This is a genomic window from Bradyrhizobium sp. UFLA03-84, assembly GCF_002289535.1.
Taxonomy (GTDB): domain Bacteria; phylum Pseudomonadota; class Alphaproteobacteria; order Rhizobiales; family Xanthobacteraceae; genus Bradyrhizobium; species Bradyrhizobium viridifuturi.
This window is the reverse complement of the sequence record NZ_NSJY01000005.1, coordinates 1,054,217-1,074,571: the sequence shown is the minus strand read 5'-3', so window position 1 is coordinate 1,074,571 and position 20,355 is coordinate 1,054,217. Positions and strand designations below refer to the sequence as shown.

The 20,355-nt window shown below is 65.6% G+C and carries 19 protein-coding genes; 2 read left to right on the top strand and 17 right to left on the bottom strand.

Annotated elements, in window-relative coordinates:
- Positions 1-137: 137 nt before the first annotated feature.
- The 4 genes from infB to rimP form a co-directional block, all read right to left on the bottom strand.
- The gene (gene infB / locus CK489_RS07800; RefSeq protein ID WP_095731832.1) at positions 138-2,840 is read right to left on the bottom strand and encodes a translation initiation factor IF-2; all 2,703 of its coding nucleotides are present in this window, start codon (positions 2,838-2,840) and stop codon (positions 138-140) included.
- 108 nt (positions 2,841-2,948) lie between these two features.
- Positions 2,949-3,635 (bottom strand): RNA-binding protein, encoded by a 687-nt coding sequence (locus CK489_RS07795; RefSeq protein WP_095731831.1) that lies wholly within the window; start codon positions 3,633-3,635, stop codon positions 2,949-2,951.
- A gap of 15 nt (positions 3,636-3,650) precedes the next feature.
- Entirely contained in the window at positions 3,651-5,264 is a 1,614-nt protein-coding gene (nusA, locus tag CK489_RS07790; protein WP_095731830.1) for a transcription termination factor NusA, read from the bottom strand.
- Positions 5,265-5,267: 3 nt separating this feature from the next.
- The gene (rimP, locus tag CK489_RS07785; RefSeq protein WP_095731829.1) at positions 5,268-6,056 is read right to left on the bottom strand and encodes a ribosome maturation factor RimP; all 789 of its coding nucleotides are present in this window, start codon (positions 6,054-6,056) and stop codon (positions 5,268-5,270) included.
- A gap of 346 nt (positions 6,057-6,402) precedes the next feature.
- Between rimP and CK489_RS07780 the strand changes: the two genes are divergently transcribed.
- Positions 6,403-7,473: a DUF2336 domain-containing protein gene (locus CK489_RS07780; RefSeq protein ID WP_095731828.1), complete on the top strand. Its 1,071-nt coding sequence runs from the start codon at positions 6,403-6,405 to the stop codon at positions 7,471-7,473.
- Between the two features lie 130 nt (positions 7,474-7,603).
- Positions 7,604-8,449 carry a phytanoyl-CoA dioxygenase family protein gene (locus CK489_RS07775; protein ID WP_095731827.1) on the top strand — a complete coding sequence of 282 codons (846 nt, stop codon included), beginning with the start codon at positions 7,604-7,606 and terminating at the stop codon, positions 8,447-8,449.
- Positions 8,450-8,584: 135 nt separating this feature from the next.
- On the opposite strand, the gene trmB is transcribed toward CK489_RS07775, so the two are convergent.
- The 13 genes from trmB to CK489_RS07710 form a co-directional block, all read right to left on the bottom strand.
- The gene (gene trmB, locus CK489_RS07770; RefSeq protein WP_050629057.1) at positions 8,585-9,325 is read right to left on the bottom strand and encodes a tRNA (guanosine(46)-N7)-methyltransferase TrmB; all 741 of its coding nucleotides are present in this window, start codon (positions 9,323-9,325) and stop codon (positions 8,585-8,587) included.
- Positions 9,322-10,446, bottom strand: a complete 1,125-nt coding sequence (locus tag CK489_RS07765) for a M20 family metallopeptidase (RefSeq protein WP_198960856.1) — start codon at positions 10,444-10,446, stop codon at positions 9,322-9,324. Before CK489_RS07765 ends, trmB begins: the two co-directional genes overlap by 4 nt.
- Before the next feature lie 222 nt (positions 10,447-10,668).
- Positions 10,669-11,085 (bottom strand): helix-turn-helix domain-containing protein, encoded by a 417-nt coding sequence (locus CK489_RS07760; RefSeq protein WP_021082652.1) that lies wholly within the window; start codon positions 11,083-11,085, stop codon positions 10,669-10,671.
- 262 nt (positions 11,086-11,347) lie between these two features.
- Complete coding sequence (gene lnt, locus CK489_RS07755; RefSeq protein WP_095731825.1) at positions 11,348-12,961, bottom strand: apolipoprotein N-acyltransferase; 1,614 nt, start codon at positions 12,959-12,961, stop codon at positions 11,348-11,350.
- The gene (locus CK489_RS07750) at positions 12,958-14,070 is read right to left on the bottom strand and encodes a hemolysin family protein (protein WP_198960855.1); all 1,113 of its coding nucleotides are present in this window, start codon (positions 14,068-14,070) and stop codon (positions 12,958-12,960) included. The genes lnt and CK489_RS07750 overlap by 4 nt, the downstream gene beginning before the upstream one ends.
- 1 nt (position 14,071) lies before the next feature.
- Positions 14,072-14,569, bottom strand: a complete 498-nt coding sequence (gene ybeY / locus CK489_RS07745) for an rRNA maturation RNase YbeY (RefSeq protein WP_095731823.1) — start codon at positions 14,567-14,569, stop codon at positions 14,072-14,074.
- A 68-nt stretch (positions 14,570-14,637) separates the two neighbouring features.
- Positions 14,638-15,633: a PhoH family protein gene (locus CK489_RS07740; RefSeq protein WP_198960854.1), complete on the bottom strand. Its 996-nt coding sequence runs from the start codon at positions 15,631-15,633 to the stop codon at positions 14,638-14,640.
- 65 nt (positions 15,634-15,698) lie between these two features.
- Positions 15,699-17,087 carry a tRNA (N6-isopentenyl adenosine(37)-C2)-methylthiotransferase MiaB gene (miaB, locus tag CK489_RS07735; protein ID WP_095731821.1) on the bottom strand — a complete coding sequence of 463 codons (1,389 nt, stop codon included), beginning with the start codon at positions 17,085-17,087 and terminating at the stop codon, positions 15,699-15,701.
- 58 nt (positions 17,088-17,145) lie between these two features.
- Positions 17,146-17,844, bottom strand: a complete 699-nt coding sequence (locus CK489_RS07730) for an HAD family hydrolase (RefSeq protein ID WP_050629063.1) — start codon at positions 17,842-17,844, stop codon at positions 17,146-17,148.
- A 24-nt stretch (positions 17,845-17,868) separates the two neighbouring features.
- Positions 17,869-18,321 carry a Fur family transcriptional regulator gene (locus tag CK489_RS07725; RefSeq protein ID WP_050629064.1) on the bottom strand — a complete coding sequence of 151 codons (453 nt, stop codon included), beginning with the start codon at positions 18,319-18,321 and terminating at the stop codon, positions 17,869-17,871.
- Between the two features lie 68 nt (positions 18,322-18,389).
- Entirely contained in the window at positions 18,390-18,875 is a 486-nt protein-coding gene (gene rimI / locus CK489_RS07720) for a ribosomal protein S18-alanine N-acetyltransferase (RefSeq protein WP_050629065.1), read from the bottom strand.
- On the bottom strand, positions 18,872-19,567 hold the full coding sequence (gene tsaB, locus CK489_RS07715) for a tRNA (adenosine(37)-N6)-threonylcarbamoyltransferase complex dimerization subunit type 1 TsaB (RefSeq protein WP_050629066.1): 696 nt from the start codon (positions 19,565-19,567) through the stop codon (positions 18,872-18,874). The genes rimI and tsaB overlap by 4 nt, the downstream gene beginning before the upstream one ends.
- Before the next feature lie 157 nt (positions 19,568-19,724).
- A complete protein-coding gene (locus CK489_RS07710) occupies positions 19,725-20,294 on the bottom strand; it encodes a NifU family protein (protein ID WP_050629067.1) in 570 nt (189 codons plus the stop codon).
- Positions 20,295-20,355 lie beyond the last annotated feature (61 nt).

Genomic DNA, 20,355 nt, shown 5'->3' with positions numbered 1-20,355 from the left:
GCCCGCAGGCCGTGGCCGCGGGCATCAATGTCCTGACTTTGCTTTCAATCAGACAATGCGCTGGTGGCCGGACCAAAGTCCGGCCACGCCGTCGCATTTTCAATCAAATGGATCCAGGCGCTTTGTAAGATTTGGACTTACAGAGAGCGTTGGATCGTCTCGATGCGGTAACATTCGATCACATCGCCGACACGCATGTCGCCGTAGTTCTCGAATGCCATGCCACACTCCTGGCCGGACTGCACTTCCTTCACTTCATCCTTGAAGCGCTTCAGCGTCGACAGCTTGCCTTCGTGCACCACGACGTTGTCGCGGATCAGGCGAACGTTGGCGCCGCGTTCCACGGTGCCGTCGGTGACGCGGCAGCCCGCGACCTTGCCGACCTTGGAAATGTTGAACACTTCCAGGATCTGCGCGTTGCCCAGCATGGTTTCGCGCAGCGTGGGCGCGAGCAGGCCGGACATCGCCTTTTTGATGTCATCCACGAGGTCGTAGATGATGTTGTAGTAGCGGATCTCGATGCCGTTGCGCTTGGCCGCGGCCGCCGCTTCCTTGTTGGCGCGGACCGAGAAGCCGATGATCGCGGCGTTGAAGCCTTCCGCCAGCGTGACGTCGGACTCCGAGATGCCGCCGACGCCGGCATGCAGGATGCGGGCGGCGACCTCGTCGGTGCCGAGCTTCTCCAGCGAGCCCAGGATTGCTTCCAGCGAGCCCTGCACGTCGGCCTTGACGATCAGCGGGAACTCCTTGCGGCCCGCGGTCTTGAGCTGCGACATCATCTGCTCGAGCGAGCCGCGCATGCCGGAGATCGAGGCAGCCGCGTTCTCGCGCTTCTGGTGCGCGCGGTAGCTCGTGACCTGGCGGGCGCGGGCTTCGTTCTCGACGACGGCGAGACGGTCGCCGGCTTCCGGCGGACCGTTGAAGCCGAGCACCTCGACCGGCACGGACGGACCGGCCTCTTCGAGATTCTCGCCCTGGTCCGAGATCAGCGCGCGGACGCGGCCCATCTCGGCGCCGGCCACGATGATGTCGCCGACGCGCAGCGTGCCGCGCTGCACCAGCACGGTCGCGACCGGACCGCGGCCGCGATCGAGCTTGGCTTCGATCACGGTGCCTTCCGCCGGACGCTCCGAATTGGTCTTCAGGTCGAGGATTTCGGCCTGCAGCGCGATCATCTCGAGCAGCTTGTCGAGATTGGTCTTGTTCTTGGCCGAGACCTCGACGTCGACGACGTCGCCGCCGAGCGATTCGACCTGTACCTCGTACTGCAGCAATTCGGTGCGCACGCGCTCCGGCCGCGCATCGGGCTTGTCGATCTTGTTGATCGCCACGATCATCGGCACCTTGGCCGCCTTGGCGTGGTTGATCGCCTCGATAGTCTGCGGCATCACGCCGTCATCCGCCGCGACCACCAGCACGACGATGTCGGTGACCTTGGCGCCGCGGGCGCGCATCGCGGTGAAGGCGGCGTGGCCGGGCGTGTCGATGAAGGTGATCTTGGTGCCGGTCTCCGGCGAGGTCACCTGATAGGCGCCGATATGCTGGGTGATGCCGCCGGCTTCGCCCGAGACCACGTTGGCGTGGCGGAGCGCGTCGAGCAGCGAGGTCTTGCCGTGGTCGACGTGACCCATGACGGTGACGACAGGCGAACGCGGCTCGGTATCGGTGGAATTGTCGACGACGTCGAACAGGCCTTCTTCCACGTCCGACGCGGCGACGCGCTTGACGCTGTGGCCGAGCTCTTCGGCGATCAGCTGCGCGGTGTCGGCATCGATCACGTCGGTGATCTTGTGCATCGCGCCCTGCTTCATCAGCATGCGGATGACGTCGACCGCACGCTCCGACATGCGGTTCGCCAGTTCTTGGATCGTGATCGCTTCCGGGATGGTGACTTCGCGGATCAGCTTTTCCTTGGGCTCGTTCGACGCATGGCCCTTCAGGCGCTGGGTGCGGCGGCGGAACGAGGCGATCGAACGCTCGCGGACGTCGTCGGCGTTGAGCGCAGTGGTCAGGGTGAGGCGGCCGCGCTCTTTCTGCGGACCGGGCTTGTGGGTGGTCTTCGGAGCCGCGACGGGGCGCACGGCGCCGCCGGGGCGGCGCACCATGCGCGGACCTTCGTCTTCGTCGGGCCCGGCCGCAACCGCCGCCGGTCTCGGCGCAGAGGCCGGTGTGCGCGCGGTTGTCGTGGTCGTCGGGCGTGCTGCAGGTGCACGGGCGGCCGGAGCAGATGCAGCAGGTGCGGGTGTCGCGGGCCTGGCCGGTGCAGCGGCGGGCGCCGCGCCGGGCTTGGCCTCGCCTTCGCCGAAGCGGCGCTTGGCCTCGACCTCGGCCTTGCGCTTGGCCTCTTCCTCGTGGCGGTGACGTTCCTCTTCCGCCTTGCGGCGGGCCTCGGCGGCCTCGCGCTCTGCCTTCTCCGCAGCTTCGCGGACGGCACGGCGCTTGGCCTCCTCTTCGGCCTGGCGGCGCTCCTCGATGTCGCGCTGCCGTGCATCGGCCAGCGCGCTGGCACGCGCGGAACGCTCGTCTTCAGTGAGGGTCGGCAGCACCACGCCGGAGCGGGTGTTGCGCTGTTGCTGGCCGGGAGGCGGGCCCGAAGGGCGGCCCTGCGGAGGCCGGGGGGCGGGCGCCACAGGCTTTGCAACCACGGGTTCGGGCGCATGCGCCTCGCCGGGACCTTCGCCACCGACGCGGCGCTTGCCGCGCTTCTCGACCACGACCTGCTTGGTCCGGCCGTGGCTGAAGCTCTGGCGCACGGTGCCCGTCTCGACGCGCGGCTTCAGCGACAACGTCTTGCTCGGGACACTCAGAGTCTTGTCGCCAGGGGTCTTGGTATCAACCATTCAGCAGTCCTAATCTCGTTTCGCTGTGCGGTTGCCGCACAAATCCTTCAACGTGTCGTCGTTTGCTGAGCATGATCCGGTCGGAAAGACGGCGTCCGCCTTCCTGGATCAGGCTCTGGAATTTCTGGCCGCTTCGGCGGTCTTGTCGTCGTCGGCCATCCGGTATCGGACCAGCATCTGGCAGCGCGACAGGAACGTCTTGCTCGCTGGGCCCGCGAGCAGCGCAGCATGTATCACATTTGACCGCCCAAGTGCCAAATCCAATTCTTCCGACGTCAAAACATTGACGACGGCGATTACCGGCGATTCACCACGTTTTTCGCCCCTTTGCCTGACGATCGCGTCCAATTTGCGGATTCCGTCCGCGGCGCCGTCGGAAGCGTGGATCAGGGCTGCAGTTTCGTTCCGGTTGAGTGCGTCCTCGACCTTGCCGAAGCCCGCGACCACCTGGCCGGCCTTGGCGGCCATCGCCAGGGCCTCGGTGGCGCTGCGCACCAGGAGTGCGTCGGTGTCGGCGGGAAGGGTCGGCGCGACACGGACATCGCGCTTGAATCCCTTGCTAAATTGGTGACGGCGGACCGCTTCCGCAACGCTGCGCCGCGATGCGGAAATCCATAGTCCACGGCCGGGCAGCTTGCGCTTGAGATCCGGGATCACCTCGCCCGTGGGCGCGACGACGAACCGGATCAGCTCGTCGATCGGACGCACCTCGCGGCTGACCGCGCACATCCGCGTGGTCGCGGACTTCTGCGTCCGCGGCCCATCGTCGAGATCGGGGTCAGCCTGAGCGAGCATCCGTAGGCCATCTCCTTACGACGCCGCTTCTGCGTCGGCGGCCTCGGCCTCCTCGGCAGGCTTGGCAAGGTCGGCCTCCGTGATCCAGCCGGCCTTGAGGCGGGCCTGCATGATCATGGCCTCGGCCTCGTCGCGCGAGATCTCGATGCCATCGAGGAACCCGGCATGCTTGGTCGGCTCGCCGCCTTCCTTGCGCTCGGTCCAGCCGACCAGGTCGTCGGTGGCGCAGCCGGCGAGATCCTCGACGGTCTTCACGTCGTTCTCGCCGAGCTTCACCAGCATCTTGCCGGTGATGCCGGGAACATCCTTCATGGCGTCCTCGACGCCGAGTTCCTTGCGCTTGGCTTCCAGCTCGGCCTCGAGCTGTTCCAGATATTCGCGGGCGCGGGTCTGCAGCTCGGTCGCGGTTTCCTCGTCGAAACCTTCGATGCCGGCGAGTTCCTTGACATCGACCAGCGCGAGTTCCTCGACCGAGGTGAAGCCTTCGGAGGCGAGCAGCTGGCCGACCACCTCGTCGACATTGAGCGCTTCCATGAACACGCGGGTCGAGTTCTCGAAGTCGGCCTGGCGGCGCTCCGACTCTTCCTGCTCGGTCAGGATGTCGATGTCCCAGCCGGTCAGCTGCGAGGCGAGGCGAACGTTCTGGCCGCGGCGGCCGATCGCCAGCGAGAGCTGGTTGTTGGTGTCGGGAACCACGACCTCGATGCGCTCGCGGTCTTCGTCGATCACGACCTTGGCGACTTCAGCGGGCGCCAGCGCGTTGACGACGAAGGTCGCGATGTCGGGCGACCACGGAATGATGTCGATCTTCTCGCCCTGCAGCTCGTTCACCACGGCCTGCACACGCGAGCCGCGCATGCCGACGCAGGCGCCGACCGGGTCGACCGAGGAATCGCGCGAGATCACGCCGATCTTGGCGCGCGAGCCGGGATCGCGGGCGACCGCTTTGATCTCGACGATGCCGTCGTAGATCTCCGGCACTTCCTGCGCGAACAGCTTCGCCATGAACTGCGGATGGGTGCGGGACAGGAAGATCTGCGGACCGCGGGTCTCGCGGCGGACGTCGAAGATATAGGCGCGGACGCGGTCACCGTTGCGGAACACTTCGCGCGGCAGCATCTCATCGCGGCGCACGATCGCCTCGCCACGGCCGAGGTCGACGATCACGCTGCCATATTCGACGCGCTTGACGATGCCGTTGACGATGTCGCCGATGCGGTCCTTGAATTCCTGGTATTGCCGGTCGCGCTCGGCCTCGCGCACCTTCTGCACGATGACCTGCTTGGCGGACTGCGCGGCGATGCGGCCATATTCCAGCGGCGGCAGCGTGTCGGCGATGGTGTCGCCGACCTGGGCGCCCGGATTAGCGCGCTGGGCGTCGAACAGGGAAATCTGGTTGGAGGAGTTCTCGACGACGTCGACCACCAGCATGTGGCGGGTCAGCCGCAGCTCACCCTTCTTGGCGTCGATCTCGGCATGGACGTCGGTCTCGCTGCCGTAGCGGGCGCGCGCCGCCTTGGCGATGGCGTCTTCCATCGCCGCGATCACGATGGAGCGGTCGATCGACTTTTCGCGCGCAACTGCGTCTGCGATCTGCAGCAGTTCGAGTTTGTTGGCGCTGACTGCCATGGCTTAGTCTCCTTCGAATGGATCGATCTCGCCGCGGCGCGCGCGCTCGGCGGCCAGGCGGTGCTTTTTCGTGTTGGTCGGGGCCGGCTTGTTGCCGGGCTTGTGACCAGCCTTGTGATCGGATTTGGGTTTCGGCTTCTGGCTCTTCGCCGGATCGCTCTTCTTGGCGTGGGCCGGCTGCGGTGGCGCGAGGCCGAGCTCGCGGCGCAGCTCGCGCTCGGCGGCCTTGCCGCGGCGCATCGATTCCTCGATCAGCTCGTCGGTCAGCACCAGCCGCGCGTCCGAGATGTCTTCCATCACCAGCAGGACTTCAGCATCCTCGGTCGGACGCGGATCGTCGCGCGTGATGCGCACCGCGTTGCCCTCGACGCCGGCGAGCAGGCCGCGGAACCGCTTGCGGCCCTGATGCGGCACCGCCATCTCGATCTTCACGAGATGCCCGGTGTAGCGCTCGAAGTCGGAGCGGCGCACCAGCGGCCGGTCGATGCCGGGCGACGAGATTTCCAGCCGGTAGGCGCGCTCGATCGGGTCGGCGACATCGAGCACCGGCGACAGCGCGCGCGAGATCGCCTCGCAATCCTCGAGCTGCATCGAGCCGTCGGGACGTTCCGCCATGATCTGCACGGTGCAGCCGGCATCGCCCGAGACCTTGATGCGCACCAGGCGATAGCCCATGCCCTGCAGCACCGGCATTGCGACCGCGGCGACGCGCGCCGCGACCCCGGGCTCGACGACGAGCCTGGGCTCGGCGAGCAGTTCGGTGTCCACGGACGTGGCGGTCGGATCGGTCATATCAAGTGTCAAAGGCTGTCTGGATCTAAGGGTTGTCTGAGGTCTGTTGTGTTGTTCAGGTGGCCTTAAGGGGCCGCTAACGCTACCCAAACTGGATCCGGCCTGGCCGGGTCCCGTCAGGTAATAAAAAAGAGCGGGTCCCGGGGGGCCCACTCTCCTACGCGATCGTATGAGATACCATAAGTTGCGCTGGATATAGCCCTTTTGCCGGGGTCCGGCAAGGCCTCCTGTCCCGGCTGAGGGCGATTTTGGCACTCTCCGGGTGCAGGTTTGACCTAACCCTCCGTTTACGAACAGGACCATAGATTGCCGAAAATCGGCAGAAGTCGCCGGTTGGACAAGGCCCATGACGACAGCCCCCGCGCTGATCCCGGAACTCGACGACATCGTTCGCCGCGGCGACCCCAAGCGCCGCGCCGAGGCTGCACGGCGGCTCGGCGAGCTGTTCCTGCAGGGCGCCGCGAGCTTTCGTCCCGACCATATCGACCTGTTCGACGGGGTGCTGACCAGCCTGGTGCCGCACGCCGAGCTTGCGGCGCGGATCGATCTTGCCGAACGGCTCGCGCCGCTCGCCAACGCGCCGCGCCATCTGGTCGGGCAACTCGCCCGCGAGGACGAGGTCGCGATCGCGGGCCCGGTGCTGCGCCGCTCGCCGGTGATTGACGAGAAGGTGCTGGTCGAGATCGCCAATGCCAAGGGCCAGGGTCATCTGCTGGCAATGGCCGAGCGGTCAAGGCTTTCGACCGCGCTGACCGACGTGCTCGTCCGTCGCGGTGATCGTGACGTGATCCGATGCGCGGCCGGCAATGCCGGCGCCGCATTCTCCGACACATCCTTTACGACGATGGTGCGTCGCGCGAGCCAGGACGGCGTGCTGACACTGCGGATCGGACGCCGTGACGATCTCCCGCCCGCGCATTTGAAGAACCTGCTGGCCGGCTCGATCGACGTGATCCGCCGCCGGCTGCAAGTCGTCGCCAAGCCGGAACGGCAAGCCCAGATCAAACTGGCGATGAGCGAGATCGAGGGTGTCGTCGCGCAGGTCGAGGGCCGCGATTTCGCCGCCGCGCAGCGCACGATCCTGGCGTTGCATCGTGCCGGCGAATTGAACGAGGCCGCGGTGGCAGGCTTCGCAAAGGCCTTCAAATACGAGGAATGCGTGGCCGCGCTCGCCGCGATGACCGCCGTGAAGATCGTCACGCTCGATCGCCTGATCGCCGGCGACCGCTACGACCCGATCCTGATCGCCAGCAAGACGGTCGGCTTCGAATGGCCGACCGTGCGCGCGCTGATCCTGATGCGGCTCGGGCCGAACCGGGTGCCGTCGCCGGCCGATATCGAAGGCGCGCGGGTGAACTTCGTTCGCCTGATGCCGTCGACTGCGCAACGCGTCGTGGACTTCTGGAAGTCGCGATAGTCGTTCGCGTCGAAATCCATTTTTCCGCGCGGCGACAAATCGATTGCCTCCATCAAGGCGCTTTCCAAGCCTCCACGCTGACAGCTATGCTTTCCGCAAGGCGCGACACAGCGCCAACGGGGAGATCGCCATGCTGACGGACGCCGACATCCAATCGCACGCCGAGCGGATTCGCGACGACGGATACACCGTGATCGAGTGCGCCGCCTCGCCGGATCTGGTCGAGGGATTGAAGACGGCGGTCGAGCGGATCGAGCGCGAGCACAATCTCGGCCTTGCCCGGACATCGTTCGAAGGCTTCAAGACGCTGCGCATCAACAACCTCCTGACTTATGACGATCTGTTCTGGGAGGTGCCGCTGCATGAGAACGTGCTGCCGGTGGTCGAGCGCGTGCTGGACCGGGAGTGCCTGCTGTCGTCGTACTGCTCGCTGGTGCTCGGCCCCGGCCAGGAGGCGCAGCCGATCCATGAAGACACCCAATTGATCCCGCTGCCGCGGCCGCACATCCCGATCACCATCAATGCGATCTGGGCGCTGTCCGATTTCCGCGACGACAACGGCGCGACGCGGATCATTCCGGCGAGCCACAAATTCGATTCGTCGCCGGAATACGGCAAGGACTACGACGCGGTCACCGCGACCATGCGGGCGGGCAGCGTGATGCTGTTCGACTCTGCGCTGTGGCATGGCGGCGGCGCCAACACCAGCGACACCAGGCGCTTCGCGTTTTCCTGCGCCTATTGCTGGGGCTGGATGCGGCAGCAGGAGAATTTGCAGCTCGGCATTCCGCGCGAGACCGCGGCGCGCTTCCCGCGCCGCCTGCAGGAATTGTGCGGCTACAGCGTCTACAAGGGCCAGTTCGGCCACATCGACAACCACGATCCGATCGAGCTGCTCGGCCGCGAGCGCGGCAAGCGCATGGTGTGGGAGGCGACCGACGTCAGGAAGGCGCGGGTGGCGGAAGCGAAGGGATAGTCTCCTGCGTCATTCCGGGGCTCGCGTAGCGAGAGCCATGATGCGCAATTGCGCATCTGAGAATCCATTTCTCCGTCGGCACATGTGGCCTGATGGATTCCAGGTTCGTGCTTCGCACGCCCCGGAATGACACCGTCAAGGCAATCGCCTGAACCTCAGATACGCGGCCTTACGCCCCTCTCGCTCGGCCTTGGCGCCGTAGCGCGTCATCGTATAGTTCGGCCACGGCTCGAGCCAGTCGATTGCGCGCTCGGCGAGCCAGGCGAAATCCGGCGAGCGCATCAGATGCGCAAGCGTCCAGGCGCAGTAATCGTCGATGTCGCTGACGAAGCGGAATTCACCGCCCGGCGGGAGCAATCGCGCCATTGCAGCGACCGTGGCATCCTGCACGAAGCGCCGTTTCCAGTGCCGCCGCTTCGGCCAGGGATCGGGATGAATGAGGTCAATGCGTGCGAGCGAGCGCGCCGGCGCCCAGGCCAATAGCTCGGCGGCGTCGCCGGCGAACAGGCGGATGTTGCCGATATTCTGCGCCTCGATCTGGGTCAGGATCTTCGCCATCCCGTTGACGTAGGGCTCGCAGCCGATGAAGCCGGTCGTGGGGAAGGCCTGCGCTTCCGCGATCAGATGCTCGCCGCCGCCGAAGCCGATCTCGAGCCGGACATTCTCGATGCCGTCATCGAACAATTCGGTCAGCGCCTCGGGCGCGGGCGCCGCGATGTCGATTGAAAGATGCGGCAGCAGATTGTCGATCAGGTCGGCCTGGTGCGAACGTAGCTTGTGGCCCTTGCGCCGCCCGAAGAACGAGCCGCGCGAATGGGCCATCGCGCCGTCCTCCGGGGAATCGCGATCGCTGGTGTCGTTCGGAGCAGGTGTCATCGCAGCGTCTGATACAGCCGGTAGAGCAGGCGCGCGCGCGGCTCGATCGAGGAGATGTAGAGCTGCTCGTAATGGGTATGCGCACCCTTGCCGTCGACGCCGAGGCCGTCGAGGGTTGCAGTATGCGGTGCGGTGAAATTGCCGTCGGAGCCGCCGCCGGTGAACACATCGAGCAGCTCGAAGCCCAGTTCAGTGGCAAGCTCGCGGGCGTGTTCGTAGAGCGCTGCGCCGGCATTGCTCTTCTCATAGGGCGGACGGTTCAGTTCCCCGGTCACCTTCACGCTGACGCCCTCGGTGCGCGAGGTGATGCCGAGGATCTTCGGCACCAGCTCGTCGGCGTCGGCCATGGACGGCACGCGCATGTCGACTTCCGCATAGGCCTCTTCGGCGATCACGTTCGGCTTGGTGCCGCCACGGACCACGCCGACATTGACGGTGACGCCGCGCTTGAGATCGTTCATCGCCTCCAGCGTCTGGATCACATTGCCGAGTTCCCGGATCGCGCTGCGGCCATCCTCGGGGCGCGTGCCGGCATGCGCCGGTGCGCCCTTGATGTGCACATCGAAGCGCGCGACGCCCTTGCGCCCGGTGACGATCTTGCCGCCGTCGCGCGCAGGCTCGGTCACCAGCACGTATTTGGCCTTGCGGCCCTCGGCCTCGATCAGCGCGCGCGAGGTAGGGCTGCCGATTTCCTCGTCCGATACGTAGAGCTGGGTGATGCCGAGCGGCGGGCGCGCGTCATCGGCGCAGATCTGCCGGAATGCATGAAAGGCGAGGTAGGCGCCGCCCTTCATGTCGTAGATGCCAGGGCCGAACGCGCTGTCGCCTTCGATCTTGAATGGTAACCGTTCGATGAATCCCATCGGATGAACTGTGTCGAGATGGCTCAACACCAGAATCCCCGGGGCGTCCTGCCCCCAGGACGAGCGCGTCACCAGGTGATCGCCGCAGCCCTCGCGCCCCGCAACGCGGTCGACCGTGGCCGGCAGGTCGCGATATTCGGACGCGACGAGGTCAGCCAGTCGGTTGACCTGGTCCGGCCGCTCGGTCGGCGATTCGATCTCGACCCAGCGGCGAATGCCGTCGAGGATAGCTGCGGTTTCGAACGGGTTGCTGGACATGCTGTTGTCGACGCCTGTGAATTTTGGCCTGTGAATTCGCTTTGTCATTCAGCGCACGCGCCAAGGCACGATCCGGAACAGCGCGCAGCGGTTCTCCGAAAGAATCATGCTCAAACAAGGAGCTGAAGCGCGACGACGATTCGACCGGAACTCGTCACGCCTCAGCGTGCGCCGGAATGACATATTCCAGATTTGACGATCTCTCAAACGGATAAGGCAGGATCAGACCTGTTCAGCCGCCTCGCGCGCCGCGATCTGCTCGACCAGTTCGACGATGCTGCGGCGGAGCTTGGCGTCCGCGATCCGCGTGAACGCACGGGTCAGGGCCAGGCCTTCGGCGGTTGCCAGAAAATCGGACACATAGGCCGGCGAGGAGCCCTCGCTGAAGCCGTCAGCGGTCTTGACGCCGCTCGGGCCGCCGTCGAACAGGAAAGAGACCGGCACCTGCAGGATTTCGGAGATCTGCTGCAGCCGGCTCGCGCCGACACGGTTGGTGCCCTTCTCGTATTTCTGCACCTGCTGGAACGTCAGGCCTAACGCCTCGCCCAGTTTTTCCTGGCTCATGCCGAGCATGATGCGTCGCATACGGACGCGGCTGCCGACATATTTGTCAACAGGATTGGGCGCTTTGGTGGACATCTCCAACTCTCCTAAGGGATTGCGCGCCCGGGGGGTGAGGCAAGTTGGACGTGGAGTATGCCTCAGGCGCCGGTGCCGTCAAATCCTGCAAGGAGGATCGGGACGAAATGCGGACAATTTGCGCAAAGGGGCTGACTTGGCTTGTGATTTCGCGTGGACCCGTACAATGCGAAGTGCACGGTCGATCTGTCAACTGGTGGAATCGCGCTGAGGTAAATTTCGACGTTTTTTCGGGTTCGGCGACAACCGGCGATATGCAGGATCAGGCTTTTCGCCTGACAAAACGTCTCCGCAATACGATTGCGAGGGCAACCAACACAATCACAGCGGCCGGGATGTTCCCGGCACGCGCGTAGATCGTCGGCGCGATCGCTGCCGGCAGGCCGGCATCGAGCACACCTTCGGTGCCGAGCCCGAGTCGCGCGACGATCCGCCCGAGCGGATCGATGACGGCCGAGATGCCCGTGTTCGCGGCACGCACCAGCGGCAGGCCTTCCTCGATCGAGCGCAGCCGGGCCTGCTGCAGATGCTGATAGGGGCCGGTCGAGATTCCGAACCAGCCGTCATTGGTGACGTTGACGATCCAGCCGGGACGATCGTCGCGGCTCACGACATTGCCGGGGAAGATCGCCTCGTAGCAGATCAGGGGCAGCGCGCGCGGTGCATTCGGAATGTCGAGCGGGCGGCGGATCGTGCCGGGAATGTAGCCGCCCTGCACCTTGGTGAGCTGCACCAGGCCGAGCTTCTCCATCCAGTCCTGGAACGGCAGATATTCTCCGAATGGGACGAGGTGCAGCTTGTCGTAGACCGCGAGCACGCTGCCGTCATGGTCGATGACGTAGATCGAATTATAGGCGCGCGTGATGCGGACGTTGGGCGGCAGATCGGGTGCGCGCACCGAGCCGGTGATCAGCACGGTTCCCTTCGGCAGGAGATCGGCGATCTGCGCCATCGCGTCGGCCTCCTTGGTCAGGAAGAACGGAAACGCGGATTCCGGCCAGATCAGGATGGTGGAGTCGCTCACGCCGGTCGAATGCGGCCCGGACGCGCGATCCGACAGAGTGAGATATTTCTGCATCACCGCCGCCTTGGCGGAGTAGTTGAACTTGGCGTCCTGCTGCAAATCGGGCTGCATGATGCGCAGCTTGACGCCGGCGACTATGCTGGTCGGCTGCTGGGCGAGGCGGAATGCGCCGAATGCCAGCATCGCGGCGAGGACCAGCACCGCCGCCACCGGCGCGCGCCACGGCTTGCGGCCGCGTGAGGCGCCGTCGATCAGCACGGCCGGGCTTGCGAAGATCGCGACGCTCAGGAACGTCATGCCCCACAGCCCGATCAGCGATGCGGTCTGCGCGAGCGCAAGCGGCTCGGTCAGCGCATAGCCGAACGCATTCCACGGAAAGCCGCTCAGCAGATGGCCGCGCAGCCATTCCGAGATCGTCAGGCCGACGGCCAGCGCCAGCACGCGCGAGACGTCGCGCGGCCAGATCAGCCGCGCCAGCGCGAAGCCGAAAGCGGTGAACAGCGCGAGATAGGCGGGCAGGCCGAGCACCGCGAACGGCGTCAGCCAGGCGAAGGTGTCGGCATCGACGAAGAAGGCGTAGCCGATCCAGTACAGTCCCGGCACGAAATAGCCGAGGCCGAACCAGAAGCCGGACAGCGCTGCGGCCGGCACGCCGCGCCAACGCCCGGCAGCAGCGCCGTCGATCAGCCAGACTGCGATGGAGAAGGTCAGGAACAGCACCGGCCAGGCGTTGAACGGCGCCATCGCCAGCGAGGACAATGCGCCGGCTGCGAGCGCGAGCACCGCGCGCTTCCATCCCCAGGTCAAAATGATCGCAAGCCCGACCGAGCGGAGTTTGTCTGACAGCCTCACTGCGGACCGGCTCCATCGCCGGGCGGCGGCATGTTGTCATTCGCCTGCGGGTTTCCGGAGTCCGGTGCCTGCTCGCGGCGCCGCTCGCGTTCCTTGCGCGGCGCCGGCCGCTCCTTGCGTGTCGTGACCCGCACGCGCTTGACCCGCCGCGGATCGGCGTCGAGCACTTCGACCTCGTAATTGCCGGGACCGGAAATCACCTCGCCGCGCACCGGCAGGCGGCCGACGAACGAGACGAGATAGCCGCCCAGCGTCTCGACCTCCTCGCCGGCCTCGCCGGTCACGAAATCTTCGCCGATCACCGAACGGACATCGTCGAGGCTGGCGCGCGCGTCGGCGATGAAGGAGTTGTCCGGCTGGCGGACGATCGACGGCGGCTCGTCGGAATCGTGCTCGTCGTCGATTTCGCCGACGATCTGCTCGACAATGTCCTCGATCGACACCAGCCCGTCGGTGCCGCCATATTCGTCGACCACCAGCGCGAGATGGATCCGTGAGGCCTGCATCTGCGCCAGCAGGTCGATCGCGCGCATCGACGGCGGGATATAGAGCAGCTTGCGGATGATATGGGCGTCCGCCAGCGGCAGCGCGAGATCGACACTGCGCAGGTCGAGCCCGGCCGGAAACGGCTTCTTGCGCTTCGTCTTGGTCGCATCGGTGACGCGCGCCTTCGCGGTCATGAAGGCAAGCAGGTCGCGGATGTGCACCATGCCCTCGGGATCGTCGAGGGTTTCATTGTAGACGACGAGCCGCGAATGCGCCGCGCTCTCGAACAGGCTCATCAATTCGCCGAGCGGAATGTCGCGCTTGACCGCGACGATGTCGGCACGGTGCACCATGACGTCGGCGATCCGCCGCTCGTTCAGCGACAGGATGTTGCGCAGCATGGTGCGCTCGATCGCCGAGAAGCCGACATCGTCGGGCGTCGAGGCGTCGAGCACCACCTGCAGATCGTCGCGCACCGAGCCGGCCTTCCAGCCGAACAGCGTGCGGATCGCGCGCACCAGCCAGCCCTCGGCGGCCGGGCGCTGCACCTCACCTTCGTGCACGACGGCGGGCAGGTTGCTCACGTTGCGCGGATTGTCGTGGGTTGGGTCGGAATCCGGCATGTCAGGCGATCCGATCCGCATAGGGGTCGGGAATGCCGAGGGAGGACAGGATCTCGCGCTCGAGCGCTTCCATGTCCTCGGCATCGTCATCGTTCTCGTGGTCGTAACCGATCAGATGCAGGAAGCCATGCACCGCAAGGTGGCTCAAATGATGGTCGAACGGTTTCTGTTCGTCATCGGCCTCCCGCCGCGTCGTCTCATAGGCGATCGCGATGTCGCCGAGCATGCGCGGGGCGTCGTCGGGGCCGCCACTGCCTTCCGGCTGCAATGCCGGAAACGACAGCACGTTGGTCGGCTTGTCGATGCTGCGCCAGTTGGCGTTGAGGGTACGGATCCCGGAATCGTCGGTCAGCATCACCGCAAGCTCGGCATCGGCGACGTCGGCATCGGCGATTGCGGCGGCAGCCTCGATGGCGCGATGGATCACCGCGTCGGCATCAGGCTCGGCCTGCCAGCATTCGGCGGTGACGAGAACCTCGGTTGCAGGAAAAGCGGACACGTTCGTTTCAAAATCTGCGTTATGGCCGGAACCCGCATCGCGCGGGCTCGCGGCCGAAGCTATTGGTCTCAAGATCTGGCGTTTGCCGGCTTTTGCGGCAATCCCTCATAGGCGGCCACGATGCGCGCCACCAATTCATGGCGGATGACGTCCTCGGCCTTGAAGTGCACCTGCGCGATGCCCTCGACACCATCGAGCAGCTTCACGGCTTCCGCGAGGCCGGAGGTCTGACCGTTCGGCAGGTCGATCTGCGAAGGGTCGCCGGTGACGATCATCCGGCTGTTCTCGCCGAGGCGGGTCAAGAACATCTTCATCTGCATCGACGTGGTGTTCTGCGCCTCGTCGAGGATGATCGCGGCATTGGTCAGGGTGCGGCCGCGCATGAAGGCGAGCGGCGCGATCTCGATCTCGTTGCCCTGCAGCGCGCGCTCGACGACACGGGCATCCATCAGATCGTACAGCGCGTCATAGATCGGGCGCAGATACGGATCGACCTTCTCCTTGAGATCGCCGGGCAGGAAGCCGAGCCGTTCGCCGGCCTCGACCGCGGGCCGCGTCAGGATGATGCGATCGACTTCCTTGCGTTCGAACAGCTGAGCCGCATGGGCGACCGCGAGCCAGGTCTTGCCGGTGCCGGCCGGGCCGATGCCGAACACGAGTTCATGCCGCTTCAGCGCGCGGATGTAAGAGTCTTGCGCCGCGGTGCGGGCGCGCACCGGACGCTTGCGCAGATTGATGGTCTCGAAGGTCGGCTTGGCGGTCTTGTTGTCGAACTCGAACAGCGAGCCCTGCGCGATCACGGCACGGATCGCGCCCTCGACCTCACCCTGATCGAGGTCATGGCCTGCGACGGCCTGGGCGTAAAGCGTCTCCAGGACGCGCCGCGCCGCGTCGCAGCCGTCGCGGGAGCCTGCGATGGTGACGTGGTTGCCGCGGGAATCGACCACGACGCCGAGCCGCCGCTCGATCAGCGCCAGATTCTGTCCATAGGGGCCGACCAGCGCGGATGCGGCACGGTTGTCGTCGAAATCAATGACGACCTGAGTTTCAGGGGGTATTTGCATGTCGCGGTCAGGTTTGCGGCTGGGAGCAAGCGAAGGCGAATCCGATGCGCTTTTGGGCAAGGATTTCAGGCTCCAATGGTCTGCGAAATGAGGCCGGGTGCGGATTGCGTTGCGAGTTCGCCGATCAGGCTGTAGCGCTCGAGGCTGTCGATCCGCACGGGGCGGACCTGGCCGATGATGTCGGGCGATGCCATCACATGGGCGGGCTGCAGATAGGCGGTACGGCCGACGATCTGGCCCGGATTGCGCGCGGCGCGCTCGAACAGCACATCGACCGTTGTGCCGATCGCAGCACGGTTGAAGGCCGATTGCTGGCTGTCGATCAATTCCTGAAGCCGCCCCAAGCGCTCGTCCATCTCGGCTGCTGACACCGTCTCCCGCATCTCCGCCGCCGGCGTGCCTGGCCGTGACGAATACTTGAATGAATACGCCGCAGCGTACCCGATTTGCGTGACAAGCGCGAGGGTGGCGGAAAATTCTTCCGCGGTCTCGCCGGGAAAGCCCACGATAAAATCTGATGAAAAAGCAATGTCTTGCCGCGCCGCCCGGAACCGGTCGATGACACGGCGGTAGTCATCGGCGGTATGTTTGCGGTTCATGGCTGCAAGGATACGGTCCGACCCCGACTGCACCGGCAGGTGCACGAACGGCATCAGCGCGGGCAAATCGCGATGCGCCGCGATCAGCGAATCGTCGACGTCGCGCGGATGGCTGGTGGAATAGCGCAGGCGCGTAACGCCCGGAATCTCCGCGAGGCGCTGCAACAATTTGCCGAGCGGCCAGGTGCGGCCGTCGGGGCCTTCGCCATGATAGGCATTGACGTTCTGTCCGATCAGCGTGAATTCGCGCACGCCGTTGTCGGCGAGCTGCTTCACGTCTTCGATGATCCTGGCGACCGGACGCGAGACTTCCGCGCCGCGCGTATAGGGCACCACGCAGAAGGTGCAGAACTTGTCGCAGCCTTCCTGCACCGTGACGAAGGCGGAGATGCCGCGGGCGCGGATCGCATCCGGCTTCGGCTGCGGCAGGAAGCCGAACTTGTCCTCGACCGGGAATTCGGTCTCGAGCGCGCGGCCGTTTTCCTTGGCGCGCTTCAGCAGTTCAGGCAGGTGATGATAGCTCTGCGGCCCGACCACGATATCGACGGTCGGTGCGCGGTGGATGATCTCGGCGCCTTCGGCCTGCGCGACGCAGCCGGCGACCGCGATCTTCATCTCGCGGCCCGCCCGCGCGGCCTCGTCCTTGGCGACGCGGAGCCGCCCGAGCTCGGAGTAGACCTTCTCCGACGCCTTCTCGCGGATGTGGCAGGTGTTGAGGATCACGAGGTCGGCGTCTTCGGCGCTCGCGGTCTCGACAAAGCCCTCGCCGGCCAGCGTGTCCACCATGCGTTGCGCATCGTAGACGTTCATCTGGCAGCCATAGGACTTGATGTGCAGCTTGCGCGGCGTCGTCATGGAACCCTGAATACGAAAAGGAAACGGCGCCATCGGGGCGCCGGGGCTGAAATATAGCCTAAACCGGGGAAAATCCAGCGATCGAGCCGTGTTTTTGGCCGGCCTGGGCGATCAAATCGGGCAATTGGCGCATATCGGCGAAGGTTATGGCCGCGCCGGCCCGGCGCAGCATGGCCTCGTGTTCCGCCGTGCAATGGCTGCCGCCGTAGAAACCGAGCACGGTCATTCCGGCGGCGCAGGCGCCGGTGACGCCGGCCACGCTGTCCTCGATCACGACGCAGCGTTCCGACCGTGCGCCCATCTGTTCGGCCGCAAACAGAAACAGATCTGGCGCGGGCTTGCCGTGCTGGACCTGGGTGGCGGAGAAAATATGCGGCGCGAGCTGGTCGTAGAGCCCGACGCAGGTCAGGCCGTGATGGATCTTCTCCGGCGTGCCGCTGGAGGCCACGCATTTCGGCAAGGTGAGCGCTGTGATCGCATCGCCGACATGCGCGATGGCGTTGAGATCGTCGGCATAGAAGCTCAGCGTCGCGTGCTTGACCTCGGCCTCGAACGTATCGGGCAACGCGCGGCCGATCTCGCTTTCGACGATCCGCCGGGCCTCGCGATCGGACACGCCGAGGAAACGCTTCAGCACGCCGTCGGGGGTGATCGGAAAGCCGTGCCGCGTCAGCGTGTCCGCATGCGCGCGACAGGAGATCACCTCGCTGTCGACCAGCACGCCGTCGCAATCGAAGATGACGAGATCGAAGCTCATGGTCTTTCGATGCGTGGCGCGCGCCTACGACTTGCTGTCGTCGTCGAGCGGGACGCAATAGAGCTCGAGCCGGTGATCGACCAGCTTGTAGCCGAGCTTGCGCGCGATCTCGGCCTGCAGCTTCTCGATTTCCTCGGAAGTGAATTCGATTACCTTGCCGTCGCGCAGATTGATCAGATGGTCGTGATGGCTCTCGGGCATCTGCTCGTAGCGCGCACGGCCCTCACGGAAGTCGTGACGCTCGATGATGCCGGCATCCTCGAACAGCTTGACGGTGCGATAGACCGTCGAGATCGAGATCTTGTCGTCGACCGCCACACAGCGGCGGTACAGTTCCTCGACGTCGGGATGATCCATCGCCTCCGCCAGCACCCGCGCGATCACGCGGCGCTGTTCGGTCATGCGCATGCCGGTCGCGGCGCAGCGCGCCTCGATGCCGGTATTTTTCTGCGCAGGCGGGATTTTCACCGTGGTCATGGGTTTCAGGCCGTATTCTTCAAACCTTGGGTAACAGAGCAGGGCGCTGTTCTGCCATCGCGCCGATGTTACGACAAGTCGCGCCGCATCAGAAGCGCGTTCAAATGTTCCCCACCGGGCTGCTTGTAATAGCGTTCGCGGCGGCCGATCACGGCGAATCCGGCCCTTTCATACAGCCGTCGCGCCGGCGCATTGTTCTCTTCCACTTCGAGGAAGATGGTGCGGATGCCACGGCCGGCAAGGTGGCCGAGATGGGTCAGCAGCAGGTCGCGCGACAGGCCGCGGCCGCGTTGATTGGAATCGATTGCGATCGACAGGATTTCCGCCTCGTCTGCCGCCATTCGCGAGACCGCAAAGCCGATCACCTTGCTTCCCTGGCGCAGCCGGTGCACCAGCGTGTTGCGCTCGGTCAGCATCGTCTCGAATTCGCCCTCGCCCCAGCCACGATGAAACGAGGCGCCGTGCAACTGGGCGAGCCGCGCCGCGTCCCGCAGCGATGCGGGCTCGACCGCGGGCGGACCGCCACCCCACCAGCGCGACAGCCAACCGGTCATGTCGATGGCGGCGCGCTGATGACGAGGCGATCCTTCGGCGGCTTCGCGTCGGGTGCGCGCAGATAGAACGGACGCGGCGGCGCAGTGTCGGGATCCACGGCGGCGCCGACCCAGGCGACCCAGGTGATATCGGGTGCCGGCTGCCTGTCGACCTTGACCGGCGGCGGTGCATCCGCAGGCCAGCGCTCGGCGAGAATGTTGGCGGCGTTGCCGACCAGATGCAGCGCACCGAATTGAGAGGCATCGAGCGCCTCCGCGATCGGCGCCACCTTTGGCTTGAGCATCAAGCTGCCGTCGCCGCCGACGAGCTGGAAATAGACGTGATCGTGCCGCGCATCGATCGCCGACAGGATCGGGCTCTCGCCATTCTCGGCAACCACGGGCGCGGCGTAGGCAGCGAGCGTCGACAGTCCGACGATCGGCTTCGAGGCGGCGAGTGCGATGCCGCGCGCCGCCGAGAGGCCGACGCGCAGGCCGGTGAAGCTGCCGGGGCCGGTGGTGACTGCGATGCGGTCGAGGCCGGCAAAGCCGATGCCGCTCTCCTTCATCACCCGCGCGATCAGCGGCATCAGCGCCTCGGCATGGCCGCGCTGCATCGCTTGCGATTCGATCGCGATGGTGTTGCCGGAGGTGGTGTCGAGCACCGCCGCGGAGCAGGCGTCGAGTGCGGTATCAATGGCGAGAATCATCATGGGGCAAACGTCAGGGCGAACGGAAGGTCAGCACCATTTCCGATTCGCCGGCTCACCGTTCGTCCCCCCTCTTGGGCGGGCAAAGCGCAATGCTGTGCCCACCATCAACCGTGTCGTATCGAAGGTGGGCTGCGCTTGGCGACCCACCCTGCGCAAATTACATCGGCCGGACTTCCTGCACGTCGGGCACGAAGTGCCGGAGCAGGTTCTGGATGCCGTGCTGCAAGGTGGCGGTCGATGACGGGCAGCCGGCGCAGGAGCCCTTCATGTTGAGATAGACGATGCCGTCCTTGAAACCGCGGAAGGTGATGTCGCCGCCGTCATTGGCAACGGCCGGACGGACCCGGGTCTCGATCAGGTCCTTGATCTGCTCGACCGTCTCGGCGTCGGCCTCGTCGAAGAACTCGTCTTCCTCGTCACGCGCATCGTCGCTACCCGCGGTGCCGTCGGCGAGCAGCGGTGCGCCGGACATGTAATGCTCCATGATGGCGCCGAGGATCGCGGGCTTGAGGTGCTGCCAGTCGCCGTCCGCTTTGGTCACGGTGATGAAGTCGGCGCCGTAGAACACGCCGGTGACACCGGCTACGGCGAACAGCCGTTCGGCGAGCGGCGAGCGTGCGGCGGATTCGGCCGACGAGAATTCCATGGTCCCGCTGTCGAGCACCAGGCGGCCCGGGATGAATTTCAGGGTGGCGGGATTGGGTGTGGCTTCGGTCTGAATGAACATTTGCTCTCTCCGGCGTCGCCGGTTCAAGGCCGGCGCGTTGGGTTCCCCTACCAAATGGCAA